Genomic DNA, 13198 nt, shown 5'->3' on the forward strand with positions numbered 1-13198 from the left:
ACCGCGGTCGGGCGTCCCGTCAGCTCTCCACGCGGTTGCGTCCGGCGCGCTTTGCCGCGTACAGCCGCTCGTCCGCTCGGTAGATCATCCGCTCGTGATGGGTGAAGCCCGTGCGGCTCGCCAGGCCGATGCTGGCCGAAGCGCGAGCGCCGGGCGCGAAAGCGCTGGTATCGATGGCTTCGATGCGCCGGCGGATGCGCTCCGCGATGTCGAGCGACTGCTCCAGCGTGGCGTCGACGAACAATAGAGCGAACTCCTCGCCCCCCCAGCGCGCGAGGTGGTGGCTCCCCCCCATCACTTCGGCCATCACCCGCGCCACGGCTTGAAGCAGGGCGTCGCCCGCCGCGTGCGAGTAGTTGTCGTTGATGTCCTTGAAATGGTCGAGGTCAAGCACCCCGAGGCACAGCGGCTTGCCGTCCCGCTGCGCCTCAGCGAAACAATCGGCGAGCCGTTCTTCCATGTGCCGGCGGTTGGGCAGCCCCGTAAGCGCATCGGTCCGAGCCTGCAGTTCATACGCGCTGCTCTGTTCGCGCACAGTTTCGGCAAGGCGTTCCAGCTCGGTGTTCTGGCGTGTCAGCGCCTGCGTGCGCTCTTCGACGAGGCGGCTCAACTCACGCTCGCGCTGCTGCAGAGCGTCCACGCGCAGGGCATAGGCCCAATACAGCCCGAGGGCGAGCAGCAGGCTGGCCAGCAGGAGGAACAACGGCTGCTGCCAGAACCTCGGCTGCACTTCGACCTCGATACCGACGACGTCGCTGCTCGTGCCGCTTCCACGGGTCTCCGCGCTGACTTCGAAACGGTACGTGCCGGGAGGAAGGTGATTGAAACGCGCGGAGCGCACCGCACCGCTGTTGGTCCAGCCCTCGTCGAGGCCGGCCATCCGATAGCGGTAGCGGATCTGTTCGGGCATGCGGTAGCTGAGGCTGGCGAAATCGATCTCCAGCCGGCTTTCCCCGGGCCTGATCACCAGCCGGTCACCGGGAGGACGGGGCTGGGCGTCGACCCGCACATCCTCGATGATCACGGGCGGTGGCGGGCGTTGGTAACGGGCCAGCTGATCGGGCTGTACCACGCTCACCCCGCGCGCCGTCGCCACCCACAAGCTGCCATCGCTGGCACGAATGGCGGCGGGGCCGGCTCCACCGTTGCACTGGGCGCTGGCGAGGCCATCGGCTTCGGCGAAGCTGAGCACGTCCAGGCGTTCACGCTGCCCGGACAGGACGTCCTCGAGCTGTTGCCGCGGCACCTGGAGCACGCCGCGGTTGGACGTCAGCCAGAAGTTGCCGTAGCCGTCTTCCACGACTTGGAACAGCGTCGCGACCGGCAAGCCGTGGCGGACCCCGACGCCGCCGAGCACGCCGTCCTTCAGCCGCAGCAAGCCACGGTCGGTGGCGAGCCACAAGCCCCGATCGGCGTCTTCGTGGATGCCGAACACATCCTGTGCATCGAACCATTGCCGGATCGGAACGTCGCGGATCCGCCCGTCCTCGCGCACCGCGAGGCCGTTGGAGGTTCCGATCCAGAGGCGCCCGTCGCTCCCTTCGTGCAGCGCGACGACGAAGTTCCGCGGCAAGCCGTCGCTCTCGTCGAAACGGTCGATCCGACCATCCGGACGCCGCCGGTACAAGCCGGAACTCGTTCCAATCCAGAGGTCGCCGTCACGGGCCTCGACGATGGCTCGAACCTGCGGGCCCAGCAGGCCGTCGCCTGCACCAAGCTGCTCCACGACAATACCCTCGCGTAGCCGGTACAGGCCCAGCGAGTACATACCCACCCAGACACTGCCGTCGCGGCCGTGTGCGAGGCTGAGCACCGCCTCGTTGCCGATGCCGCCGTCCCCCCTCGAGACCGGTTCGATGCGACCCTCCGTCCAACGGTCGAGGCCGCCGCTGCTGCCGATCAGCATGCTGCCGTCGGGCAACTGGAGCACCGAGCGCACGTAGTTGTCGGCCAACCCCTGGTAAGTGTCATAGCTGCCGAACGGCGTATCGGCGAACCGCAGCAGGCCGGCATTCGTACCGACCCAGATGGAGCCTTCGCGGTCGACGAACAACGCAGGCACCCGGTTGTTCGGCAGTCCCCCGGCACGGCTGAACCGCTCCAGCCCGCCGGGCTTGGCGCGGAACACGCCGCGATTGACCGTGCCAGCGATCAGGCCACCCTGCGGATCGAGGGCCAGGCTGGGCACGGCATCGTCGGGAAACCCGGCCTCATGCTCGCGGAACTCGGCGTTGCGACCGCGCCACACACCGTGATGGGTGCCAAGGAAGAGCCCGCCATCCGGCGCGGCGATAATCGCGTAAACGGCACCCTTGGGCATCCCGTCCCGGACACCGAAGGCCTGCACGCGGTCATCCTCGATGCGCACGAGGCCCTCGGCGCTGCCGGCCCAGATCACATCGTTCGCATCGATCATCAGTGCGAACATCTGCCCGGATGGCAGCCCCTCGGCGACACCGAAGCGCGCCACCGTCCCGTCCGGGGCGATCCGCACGAGACCGAGGCTTTCGTGGGCCACCCAGAGACGGCCTCGCGCGTCGAACTCGGCGCGCATCGTCTCGTCCTGCGCGAGGCCCTCGGCCACGCCGACGCGGCGCCATCGACCGCCCTCCTGGATCATCACCCCGCCGCGGGACGTCGCCACCACGAGCTTGCCGGGCGTCCGCGCGGAAATGCTGCGGATGCCCTGGTCGGTGAAGGCCTCGACGTTCGCTGGCCCGAACAAGGTGAAGTCCTGACCGTTGTAGCGCACCAGGCCCTCCCAAGTCGCGAGCCAGAGGTAGCCTTCCCCGGTCTGGGCGATGGCATTGACCTGGTTGTGCGGCAATCCGTTGCGCGTGGTCCAAACATCACGGGCATACGCCGCCAACGGCTTCGACTCCATGGCAACCGCCGCGCCGGCGGCCAACCCGAGGAACAGAGCCCACAATCCGGCCAGCGCCAACCGCCCTGCAGCGAACCCCATGCCTTTCCCCCTGCTTGGCGAACGGCTTGCGATCAGCCGGCCTGACCGCCGAGCGCGCCCATGTGCCGCCGATAGTGCCTGAGTTCCTCGATCGACTCGCGGGCATCGGCCAACGCCGTGTGCGCACCTTGTTTCTGCATGCCATCGAGTACCGCCGGGGCCCAGCGCCGCGCCAGCTCCTTGACGGTCGAGACGTCGAGGTTGCGGTAGTGGAACCAGCGCTCGAGGCGGGGCATCAAGCGGACGAGGAAGCGGCGGTCCTGACAGATCGAGTTGCCGCACATGGGCGACTTGCCGGCATCGATCCATCGGGACAGGAAGTCGCAGGTCAGGGCCTCCGCCTCGGCGAGGGAATGGGGGCTCGACAGCACTCGGTCCCAAAGCCCCGATCTCCGGTGCGTGCCGCGGTTCCACTCGTCCATCGCCTCGAGCGCCGCGAGGTCGTGGCGCACGGCCAGCGACGGCCCCTCGGCGAGCACGTTGAGCTCACGGTCGGTCACGATCGTGGCGATCTCCAGGATCGAATCCGACGACGGGTCCAGGCCCGTCATCTCGAGGTCGATCCAGATCAGGCGGGTGTCGTCGCGTTCGGGCATGGTCATCGGCGGAGTGTATCGATTCCGCCGCGCACCTCCCCGGCGGGGCCGCGCCGCACGACCAGCGATTTACGCCGTTTGTCAGCCCATCCCGGCTACGCGATGATCACCGGGACGAGGAGAACCCATGCCCCTCAACGACGGTCTCGCCCATCCCACGGTCATCAGCGCCATGCTGGCGCCCGCGCTGCTCATGGCGGCGACGGGATCGCTTCTGATCTCCGCCAACGCACGACTCGCCCGCGTCGTCGACAGGCTGCGCCTCTTGGTGCTCGGCGAGGGCGAGCCGCACGGCGAGGCCCCTCCCCTAGCGGAGAACCAGCGCCAGATCCACGAGCACCGGCGCCGCGCGGCCTTGGTCCTCCGGGCCTGTTGGATGCTCTATCTCGCGCTCGGCTGCTTCATCGGCACCAGCCTGGCCCTCGCCGCCACCGCGCTCGTCGACCCGCGGCTCGGCCTGCTGGCGACGGCGCTCGCCCTGATCGGCATGGGCGGGCTGCTTGGTGCGGCCCTGGCCATGGGGCGGGAAGTCAGCCTCGCCGTCCACAGCCTCGACGCGGAGCTCGACACGGCCCTCGCCCGGCGGCGTCCCGGGGGACGCTGAGGATCCGAGCCGCCTAGGGGCCGACTCAATCCCGCGGCGGGCGCGCAGGCTTGACGCGCTTGGCGCGGAAATAACCCGTCAGCATCGCCGAGGCCTCCTCGGCCAGCACGCCACCCGCGACCGTCACGCGGTGGTTGTGGCGCGGATCGGCCAGAAGGTTGAACACGCTCCCGGCCGCACCGGTTTTGGGGTCGGCTGCCGCATAGACCACGCGCGCAATCCGGGCGTGGACCATGGCCATGGCGCACATCGCGCAAGGTTCGAGCGTCACGTAGAGCGTGGCGCCGAGCAGCCGGTGGTTCCCCAAGGCCTGCCCGGCCCGGCGCATCGCCACGATCTCCGCATGCGCGGTCGGGTCGTGTTCGGTGATGTTCCGGTTGCCCCCTTCGGCCAGCAGCGTGCCGTCGGCGGCGACGAGCACGGCACCGACCGGCACCTCGTCGTCCTCCCGACGTGACCGCTCGGCGACCTTCAGGGCCTGTGCCATCCAGCCGAGGTCAACGGCGGCTTGCTCGGAATCGGGGGACATGGCGCGGGAAACCAACGCGTTGGGCATGCTCGGCCGCGAAGGATACCGCCTGGCGACGGAGTCCGGCCCAGACCGCGGATCGTCGTCCCTACCGGGTGGGGGCGACGGGTGCGGGGCGGGCGACGCGGATCGCATCCCGACCTTGCGACTTGGCCTCATAGAGCGCCCGGTCGGCGCCAGCCATCGATGCGTCGAGGTCCAGGGAACCCGGCGGGCACTCGGCGATGCCCGCACTGAACGTCACCCGGATGCCTTCCACGTCCCATGGAACAAGCGTTCCCGCCAGCGCGTCACGCAGCCGATGCAGCGACGACGCTGCCTCGTCGCCGGAACCACACCGCAACAAGAGGCCGAATTCCTCGCCACCGATACGGGCGACCATGTCGTCCTCCCGGATCGAGCGGCGTGCGATCTCGGCGAAGTGGCGAAGCGTGGCATCACCCGCGGCATGGCCGCACGTGTCGTTGATCGATTTGAAGTGATCGAGGTCGATGATCGCGACATGCAGAGGGAGGGAACCGCCCTCGTTGGCGCGAAGAGCGGAAAGACAGCGCTCAACGAAGGCCTGGCGGTTGGGGAGCCCGGTGAGGGCATCGGTGTTCGCCCTCAACTCGAGAGACTGCTCCGCGCGGCGACGGGCATCATCAAGATCGCGGGCATGCACCAGCGCACCGAGGGTCGATGCCAGTGGCTCCAGCAGTGCCACCCATGAAGCGTCGTAGCCCTCGGGGCGGTTGCCAAGCGCGATCATGCCCATCACGCGTCCGTCGAAACGCATGGGCAGGCCGAGGAAGCTGTTCAACCGGGGATGGCCCGCCGGGAACCCGCGGCTGGCCGGATGCGCGGTTGGATCATTGGTACATACCACCGTATCCGCCACCACGACGTGCCCGAAGAGGTTATCGAGGTTCGTGAAACGCAGGCCCACCCCGCGGTCACGATGGCTCTCGTGCAGCGCGCGACTGCCTTCGTCCCAGCTGATGTTCGAGATCGTGGGAACCAGAAGGAAGGGGCGACCGTCATTCCCCTCGCGCATGATGCCGATGAAGCCGAAGCGGCTTTCCGTCAGCTTGAGCAACGGCTCGAACAGGCTCTCGCAGGCGTCATGGAGATCCCGGGTCAGCAGGAAACCCGAATGGGCCCGGTTGAGCACGTCGAGCAGCCCGCGCTGGCGCGCACGCTGCGCCTCCTCCTCCTTCCGCTCCGTGATGTCGGTGAGGGTCCCGACGGCGCGCACCGGTCTCCCACTCGTGTTGAATTCGACGACCTTGCCGAAAGACTGCACCCAGACATAGTGGCCGAGTCGATGACGGACCCGGTACTCGATGGACGTCACGCTATCCGGCCTGCTCTCCGCTGCGATCAGCTCGTCGAGCGTCGCGCGGTCTGCCGGATGGACGCGATCCAGCCAGAAACTCTGGTGGGTATCGACCTCATCGAGAGGGAAACCAATGATTTCGGCGGCACGCGGATTCAGGACGCGGACCTGCGTCCGGATGTCGAGATCCCACGTGCCCAGCCTCGCGGACTGGATCGCCAACGCAAGGCGGTCCTTCGTGCCGGCGACGATCGCCTCGAGTCGCTTCTGGCGGGTTTCGTCCGTGAGGTAGCCGAACACCCTCGTCTCTCCGTTGCCAGCGCGGGGCGCCAGGCGAGTGGCGTGGCGGAGCCAACGGATATCGCCCTCGGACGTGTGAATCCGGAGACTCTGCTCGTAGGCCACCAACCCGGTGGAGCGGTGACTACGCAGCGTGGTGCCGAGGTCGATCCGGTCCTCGGCATGGACGAGGGCATCGAACGGCGTGCCGGCATCGAGCCGACGAGCCAGCTCCTCGCCGAGGATGTGGCCGAGATTCCCACTGCGATGCAGCAGCCTCACATCCTCCTCGCCAACCTCCCAGACCACGGCCGCTGTCGGGCCACTCACGAACAGCTGGCGCTCGGCGACGTCCAGATCGCGCTTGACGAACATCCGCAGCGAGGCGCCAACCAAGTTCGCCGCATCGACCAGCGCCCGTCGCTGCTGATCGGTGAAGTCGCCACGGGGTCGGCCATCGATCAGGCACAAGACCCCTGCGATGCCGCCGGTCTCGTCAGGAATCGGCACACCGGCGTAGAAACGCAGGCGGATGCCGTCGACGACGTGCGGATTTCCTGCGAAGCGCGGATCCAGGGCGGCGTCGGGAACCACCAAGGGCTGGCCGCTCTCGAGGGGATGCCGACAAAAACTGTCTTCGACCGGAAAGGCCGTTCCGGGGTCGATGCCGCAGCCGCCGGCGATGCACTGGCTGCCGTCACGGAAGCCGGAAATCAGGCAGATCGGGACGTCGAACGCCCCCGAAAGCAGGCCGGCAAAATGCTTGAGCAGCGACCGGAATTCCTCGCGCTGCGCCTGCGGCAGCCGATCGCCGCCAGAAGCGAGCAAGGCGCCCATCCATTGTTCCACGTTTGCCGACGACGACATCGGAACCACCCCTCGCAGCTAGCGGAAGCGCGCGGGACCCGAGCCCCGCAGGCGCGTAGCGTCGCCGGTGCGGCGACCGCCCTGTCGTGACCGACGTCCGGAATTGACGCCTGTTTCAATTCAGGCGTCCGCCGGATCGGCTCACTCCCATTCGATGGTCGCGGGCGGCTTGCCGGAGATGTCGTAGACCACCCGGCTGACGCCGCGCAACTCGTTGACGACACGGCGGGCCACCGCGTCGAGCAGCTCGTACGGCAGGTGCGCCCAGTGCGCGGTCATGAAGTCGATGGTCTCGACCGCACGCAGCGCGATCACCCACTCGTAGGCGCGGGCGTCGCCGACCACGCCGACCGACTTCACCGGCAGGAACACCGCGAAGGCCTGCGAGGTCTTGTCGTACCAGCCGGCCTTGCGCAGCTCCTCGATGAAGATGGCATCGGCACGGGCGAGGATTTCGGCGTATTCCCGCTTCACTTCGCCGAGGATGCGCACGCCCAGGCCAGGGCCCGGGAACGGATGGCGGAACACCATCTCGCGCGGCAGGCCGAGTTCGACGCCGATGCGGCGGACCTCGTCCTTGAAGAGCTCGCGAAGCGGCTCGACCAGCTTGAGGTGCATGCGCTCCGGCAGGCCACCCACGTTGTGGTGGCTCTTGATCACGTGCGCCTTGCCGGTCTTGCTGCCCGCCGACTCGATGACGTCGGGGTAGATCGTGCCCTGCGCCAGCCACTTCACGTTCGTGAGCTTCTTCGATTCCTCCTCGAAGATCTCGACGAACAGGCGGCCGATGATCTTGCGCTTGGCCTCCGGGTCCTGCACACCGGCCAGCTCGGCGTAGAAGCGCTCGGCGGCGTTCACGCGGATGACCTTGATGCCCATGCCGCCCTTCTCGGCATTGTTGGCGAACATCGCCATCACCTGGTCGCCTTCGTTCCAGCGCAGCAGGCCGGTGTCGACGAAGACGCAGGTCAGCTTCTCGCCGATGGCCCGGTGCAGCAGCGCGGCCACCACGGAGGAATCGACGCCGCCCGAGAGACCCAGCAGCACCTCGTCGTCGCCCACCTGGGCGCGCACGCGGGCGATCTGGTCCTCGATGATATTGGCCGCCGTCCACAGGGTGGCGCAGCCGGCGATGTCGACGACGAAGCGGCGCAGCTGCTCGGTACCCTGCTTCGTGTGCGTCACTTCCGGGTGCCACTGCACGCCGTAGTAGCGACGGGCCTCGTCGGCCATGGCGACGATCGGCACGCTGTGCGTGCGGGCAGTGATCTTGAAGCCCTCGGGCAGGCGCGTGACGCGATCACCGTGGCTCATCCACACGTCGATGCGCGGCGGCGTGCCAGGGTGGTCCTTCTGCTCGTCGAGCAGGCGGCAGGCCGAGGCGACTTCCACCTCCGCGTAACCGAACTCGCGGTCGTGGCCGCCTTCCACCAGCCCACCGAGCTGCATGGCCATCGTCTGCATGCCATAGCAGATGCCGAGCAGCGGCACGCCAAGGTCGAAGACCTGCTGCGGTGCGCGCGGCGAGCCGGCTTCGGTCGTCGATTCCGGGCCGCCCGACAGGATGATGCCCTTCGGCGCGAAGCGGGCGATCTCAGCCGGATCGTGGTCCCAGGCCCAGATCTCGCAGTAGACGCCCAGCTCGCGGACGCGGCGGGCGATCAGCTGCGTGTATTGCGCGCCGAAGTCGAGGATCAGGATCTTGTCGCTGTGGATGTCGGTCATGCGGCGCGCGGCCTCAGTGGAGTCGGGGCGTGGGGGCGTGGATCACTGCCGGTAGTTCGGCGGTTCCTTGGTGATCTGCACGTCGTGCACATGGGCCTCGCGGGTGCCGGCGTTGGTCACGCGGACGAAGCTGGGTCGGGTGCGCATCTCCTCGATGCTGGCGCAGCCCACGTAGCCCATCGAGGCGCGCAGGCCGCCGGCGAGCTGGTGCACGACATTGGCCAGCGGGCCGCGGTAAGGCACACGGCCTTCGATGCCTTCCGGCACCAGCTTGTCGGCGTCGGAGGCGTCCTGGAAGTAGCGGTCCTTGCTGCCCTGCTGCATGGCGCCGAGGCTGCCCATACCGCGGTAGCTCTTGTAGCTGCGGCCCTGGAAGAGTTCGATCTCGCCCGGGGATTCCTCGGTACCGGCGAACAGGCCGCCGATCATGATGCAGGAGGCGCCGGCCACGATCGCCTTGGCGATGTCGCCCGAGTAGCGGATGCCGCCGTCGGCGATCAGCGGGATGCGGCCCTTCAACGCGTCGGCGACCATGCCCACGGCGGTGATCTGCGGCACGCCCACGCCGGCGACGATGCGGGTGGTGCAGATCGAACCGGGGCCCACGCCGACCTTCACCGCGTCGGCGCCGTGCGCTTCGAGCGCCAGCGCGGCGTCGCCGGTCACGATGTTGCCGCCGATCACCTGGAGGTGCGGGAAAGTCTTCTTCACCCAAGCCACGCGGTCGAGCACGCCCTGCGAATGGCCATGGGCGGTATCGACGACGATGACGTCCACGCCCGCCGCCACCAGCGCCTCGACGCGCGCTTCGGTGTCGCCGCCCACGCCGACGGCCGCGCCGACGACGAGGCGCTCGCTCGAATCCTTCGCGGCGTTGGGGTTGTCGCGGGCCTTCTGGATGTCCTTGACGGTGATCAGGCCGCGCAGCGCGAACGCGTCGTCGACCACGAGCACCTTCTCGATGCGGTGCTGGTGCAGCTTGGCAAGCACCTCCTCGTCCGTGGCGCCTTCGCGCACGGTCACGAGGCGGTCCTTGCCGGTCATGATGCTGCTCACCGGGGCATCGAGGCGCGTCTCGAAGCGCATGTCGCGGCCGGTGACGATGCCCACCAGCTGGCCGTTCTCCACCACCGGCACGCCGGAGATGCGGCGCGCGGCGGTGAGCTTCAGCACTTCGCCCACGCTGGTGCCCGGGGTCACGGTGAACGGCTCGCGGATCACGCCGGCCTCGAACTTCTTGACCTCGGCGACCTCGGCGGCCTGGCGCTCGGCGCTCATGTTCTTGTGGATGATGGCGATGCCGCCGAGCTGCGCCATGGCGATGGCGAGCCGCGCCTCGGACACGGTGTCCATGGCGGCGGCGACGATCGGCAGGTTCAGCGAGAGGCCACGCGTGAGGCGGGTGGCGAGGGAGACGTCCTTGGGCAGCACGGCCGAGTGGGCCGGGATCAGGGAGACGTCGTCGAACGTGAGGGCTTCCGCCTGGATGCGCAGCATGGACTGCTCCGGAACTGGGAAGCGCGACATTCTAACCGGTTCCACCGGCCTCCAGCAGGGTCAGGGACAGGGCCGGCCACCACGTGATCACCAGCACGGAGGCCCCCAGGAGCAGAAGGAAAGGCAGCGTGGCGCGCACCAGGGTCGTCACCGGCACCTTGAACCGATAGGCGGCGATGAACAGGTTCATACCAACCGGCGGCGTGAAGTACCCCAACTGCAAGTTCGCCAGCATCACGACGCCGAGGTGCGCGGGATGGACGCCGAACTGCACCGCAAGGGGCATCAGGAGGGGCGTCAGGATGACGATGGCCGAGAAGATGTCAACCAGCATGCCCACCACCAGCAGGAAAACGTTCAGCACCAGGAGGAATTCCAACGGACTGTCGATATGGTTGCTGACAAGGGCATAGAGCCGGCCGGGCACGTCCTGGTCGATGAACCAGTTGGACAGGGCGCGTGCAGCCCCGAGGATCAGCAGGATGGCGCCCACCATGCGCATCGACTCCGCCATCACGCCCGGAAGCCGGCGCAGCGCGAGTTCACGCCGCACCACCACGGTCACGAACAAGACGTACGTGGCCGTGAGCGCGGCTACTTCGCTGACCGCGAGCACGCCCTGGTAGATGGCGGCCAGCACCACCACCGGCAAGGGCAGCTCCCACCGCGCATCTTTGATCGCCGCCCACAGCTCACGGGGTTCGAAGGCCCTGCTGCTTGCGGGAACACCCCGCCCCACCCACATCGCGTGGGCGGCGAGCATGGCGAGCATCAGCGCTCCGGGCAGGAGGCCGGCGAGGAAAAGGTCCGGGATGGAGACCGTCGGATTCGTCGCGATCGGCGCCGCGACGAAACCGTAGAGGATGAGGGGCAGCGACGGCGCGAACAACAGGCCCAAACTCCCTGCCGCCGTCACCAAACCGAGGCTGTAGCGGTCCGGGTAGCCTGCCGCCTTCAGCGCGGGATACAGGAGCGCGCCCATCGCCACCACGGTGACGCCGGAGGCGCCTGTGAAGGCCGTGAAGAACGCACAGGCAACGATTGCGACGATGGCAAGGCCGCCAGGGAGGCTGCCGAGCAGCGCGTCGGAGAGCCGCACCAGTCGCTTGGGCGCACCGCTTTCGCTGAGCAGGTAGCCGGCCAAGGTGAACAGCGGGATGGCCATCAGGCCCGGCATGTCGCCGAGCCCGTAGAACTCCGTCAGCGCCGCCTGCTCGTAGCCGGCAGCCTGCAGGCCGACCAGCGCGATACCGAGGATGACGGCGAACAGCGGCATCCCCAAAGCCGCCAGGAGCAACAACAGCCCGATCTGAATCTCGAGGCTCATGGTGCGGGCTCGTCGACGGGCCGGGGCGCGAACGCGGACAGCGTGAAGCGTAAGGCCAGCAGTCCGAAACCGAAGGGCAGCACCAGCATCGGCACCCAGCTTTCGATCCCGGCGACGAAGGGCAGTGGGAATTCGCGCTCGGATGCCATCAGGCCCCACCCCACCCACGCCGCCCAACTGCAGAGGGCTGCAGCGGCGAACTGCGTGAGCACGTGCACGGCCCGCCATGCCGGATCGGGCAGAAGACGCGGGATGGCATCCACGGCGATGTGGCGCTGCTCGCGCGCCGCCCCCAGGGCACCGAGCATCGCCAACCAGAGCACCCCGGCGCGACCGATGGCCTCCCCCCAGGCGAGGCCCTCATCGAAGCCGACACGCAGTACGATCTGGGCGACCGCGAGCAGCAGCAGGCCCGCAAGGGCCGCGGCGAGCACCGCGTCCTCGCCACGATGCAGCACACGCAAGATGCGCCGCAGCGCAGGGTCGCTCAAGGCCGGCCGCCCGTCGCCTTGGCGTCGCGGATGGCCTCCAGGACGGCCGGGCTGATGCCCTGCTCCGCCTCGAGGCGGGCGATCACTCGCCGCCCGACCTCGCGGAAGTAGTCGGCGTCGGCGGTCGTCGGCGCGACGACAACAAGGCCCTGCTTCTTCATGGCCTCGAGCGCAGCCACGTCATCGCGACGGATGGTCTGGTCGACGCGTGCCGCCGCCGCCTTGAAGATGCGGTCGACGACGGCCTGGTCTTCAGGCGCAATGCGCGACCACGCACGCCGGTCGACCACGATGAAGCCGACCACATAGGCCAGCGGAAGGTCATAGAGCGTCTTCAGCCTGCCGTGCCACTGGAGCGCCACGGTGCCGGCCGGCGTATTGGCCACCATGTCGACCATGCCGGTCTGCAGGCTCGTGAAGACATCGCCGATCGGCAGCGGGATCGGACTGGCGCCGCCCTCGCGGAAGGTCATCTCGGCGATGGCGTCGTTCTGCGGCACCCACAGCTTCGCCCGACGGACGTCCTCGACGCCGGCCATCGGCTTGGTACTCATCAGGTAGGCGAAGCCCACCCCCGAGGCGCCGAGCATGTGGAAGCCGCGCTCGGCGAATCCCGCCGCCAGCAGTGGATCGACTGCAGCACGTACGCGATCGACCTCGTCCCAGCTGGCGAACAGAAAGGGGAGCGTGTACACGGGGGCGTCGGGGTAGACGAGCGACAACTCGCTCGAAGTGAGGACACCGCCCTGGAGCTGCCCGCCCTGCCGGATGCGGCGCAGCACGGCTTGGTCGTTGCCCATCACGCCGCCCGGGAAGTAGCGGATCTCCACGCGGCCGCCGGTCTCGGCCTTCACTTGGTCGGCCGCGGCGCGGAGCTCGCGCATCCAGGGCGAGCCATCGGGCGCTAGTGTCGCCAATCGCAGCGTCTGGGTCTGTGCCAGCAGTGCCGGGGCGAGGGCCCAAAGCAGCAAAGGGAAGAGGAAACGGCGGATCATCGGGG

Annotated in this window: 10 protein-coding genes; 1 reads left to right on the top strand and 9 read right to left on the bottom strand. The window is 68.4% G+C overall.

Translation table 11 applies throughout. The annotated features are described in order from the left end of the window. Window positions 1–19: 19 nt before the first annotated feature. Window positions 20–2965: a two-component regulator propeller domain-containing protein gene (locus ACYVAK_RS09210; protein WP_461060143.1), complete on the bottom strand. Its 2946-nt coding sequence runs from the start codon at window positions 2963–2965 to the stop codon at window positions 20–22. A 32-nt stretch (window positions 2966–2997) separates the two neighbouring features. Continuing rightward, window positions 2998–3567, bottom strand: coding sequence for an oligoribonuclease (gene orn, locus ACYVAK_RS09215; protein WP_461060145.1), 570 nt, complete (start codon window positions 3565–3567; stop codon window positions 2998–3000). Between the two features lie 121 nt (window positions 3568–3688). Between orn and ACYVAK_RS09220 the strand changes: the two genes are divergently transcribed. Then, on the top strand, window positions 3689–4165 hold the full coding sequence (locus tag ACYVAK_RS09220) for a DUF2721 domain-containing protein (protein WP_461060147.1): 477 nt from the start codon (window positions 3689–3691) through the stop codon (window positions 4163–4165). Between the two features lie 25 nt (window positions 4166–4190). Here ACYVAK_RS09220 and tadA read toward each other — a convergent pair whose 3' ends face one another. From tadA to dctP, 7 genes are all read right to left on the bottom strand, one after another. Beyond that, complete coding sequence (tadA, locus tag ACYVAK_RS09225; RefSeq protein WP_461060149.1) at window positions 4191–4694, bottom strand: tRNA adenosine(34) deaminase TadA; 504 nt, start codon at window positions 4692–4694, stop codon at window positions 4191–4193. An 88-nt stretch (window positions 4695–4782) separates the two neighbouring features. Further along, window positions 4783–7128 (bottom strand): sensor domain-containing diguanylate cyclase, encoded by a 2346-nt coding sequence (locus tag ACYVAK_RS09230; RefSeq protein WP_461060151.1) that lies wholly within the window; start codon window positions 7126–7128, stop codon window positions 4783–4785. 171 nt (window positions 7129–7299) lie between these two features. Further along, the gene (guaA, locus tag ACYVAK_RS09235; protein WP_461060153.1) at window positions 7300–8883 is read right to left on the bottom strand and encodes a glutamine-hydrolyzing GMP synthase; all 1584 of its coding nucleotides are present in this window, start codon (window positions 8881–8883) and stop codon (window positions 7300–7302) included. A 42-nt stretch (window positions 8884–8925) separates the two neighbouring features. Then, window positions 8926–10380 (bottom strand): IMP dehydrogenase, encoded by a 1455-nt coding sequence (guaB, locus tag ACYVAK_RS09240; protein ID WP_461060155.1) that lies wholly within the window; start codon window positions 10378–10380, stop codon window positions 8926–8928. 31 nt (window positions 10381–10411) lie between these two features. After that, window positions 10412–11707, bottom strand: a complete 1296-nt coding sequence (locus ACYVAK_RS09245) for a TRAP transporter large permease (protein ID WP_461060157.1) — start codon at window positions 11705–11707, stop codon at window positions 10412–10414. Continuing rightward, window positions 11704–12198 (bottom strand): TRAP transporter small permease, encoded by a 495-nt coding sequence (locus ACYVAK_RS09250; protein ID WP_461060159.1) that lies wholly within the window; start codon window positions 12196–12198, stop codon window positions 11704–11706. The genes ACYVAK_RS09245 and ACYVAK_RS09250 overlap by 4 nt, the downstream gene beginning before the upstream one ends. Continuing rightward, window positions 12195–13193, bottom strand: a complete 999-nt coding sequence (dctP, locus tag ACYVAK_RS09255; protein ID WP_461060161.1) for a TRAP transporter substrate-binding protein DctP — start codon at window positions 13191–13193, stop codon at window positions 12195–12197. The genes ACYVAK_RS09250 and dctP overlap by 4 nt, the downstream gene beginning before the upstream one ends. Window positions 13194–13198 lie beyond the last annotated feature (5 nt).

This window comes from Silanimonas algicola (genome assembly GCF_054777375.1).

Excerpts from the sequence above, each read along its gene's own strand:
- ACYVAK_RS09210 (WP_461060143.1), bottom strand. The coding sequence starts at position 2,965 with ATGGGGTTCGCTGCAGGGCGGTTGGCGCTGGCCGGATTGTGGGCTCTG.
- orn (WP_461060145.1), bottom strand. The coding sequence starts at position 3,567 with ATGACCATGCCCGAACGCGACGACACCCGCCTGATCTGGATCGACCTC.
- ACYVAK_RS09220 (WP_461060147.1), top strand. The coding sequence starts at position 3,689 with ATGCCCCTCAACGACGGTCTCGCCCATCCCACGGTCATCAGCGCCATG.
- tadA (WP_461060149.1), bottom strand. The coding sequence starts at position 4,694 with ATGTCCCCCGATTCCGAGCAAGCCGCCGTTGACCTCGGCTGGATGGCA.
- ACYVAK_RS09230 (WP_461060151.1), bottom strand. The coding sequence starts at position 7,128 with ATGGGCGCCTTGCTCGCTTCTGGCGGCGATCGGCTGCCGCAGGCGCAG.
- guaA (WP_461060153.1), bottom strand. The coding sequence starts at position 8,883 with ATGACCGACATCCACAGCGACAAGATCCTGATCCTCGACTTCGGCGCG.
- guaB (WP_461060155.1), bottom strand. The coding sequence starts at position 10,380 with ATGCTGCGCATCCAGGCGGAAGCCCTCACGTTCGACGACGTCTCCCTG.
- ACYVAK_RS09245 (WP_461060157.1), bottom strand. The coding sequence starts at position 11,707 with ATGAGCCTCGAGATTCAGATCGGGCTGTTGTTGCTCCTGGCGGCTTTG.
- dctP (WP_461060161.1), bottom strand. The coding sequence starts at position 13,193 with ATGATCCGCCGTTTCCTCTTCCCTTTGCTGCTTTGGGCCCTCGCCCCG.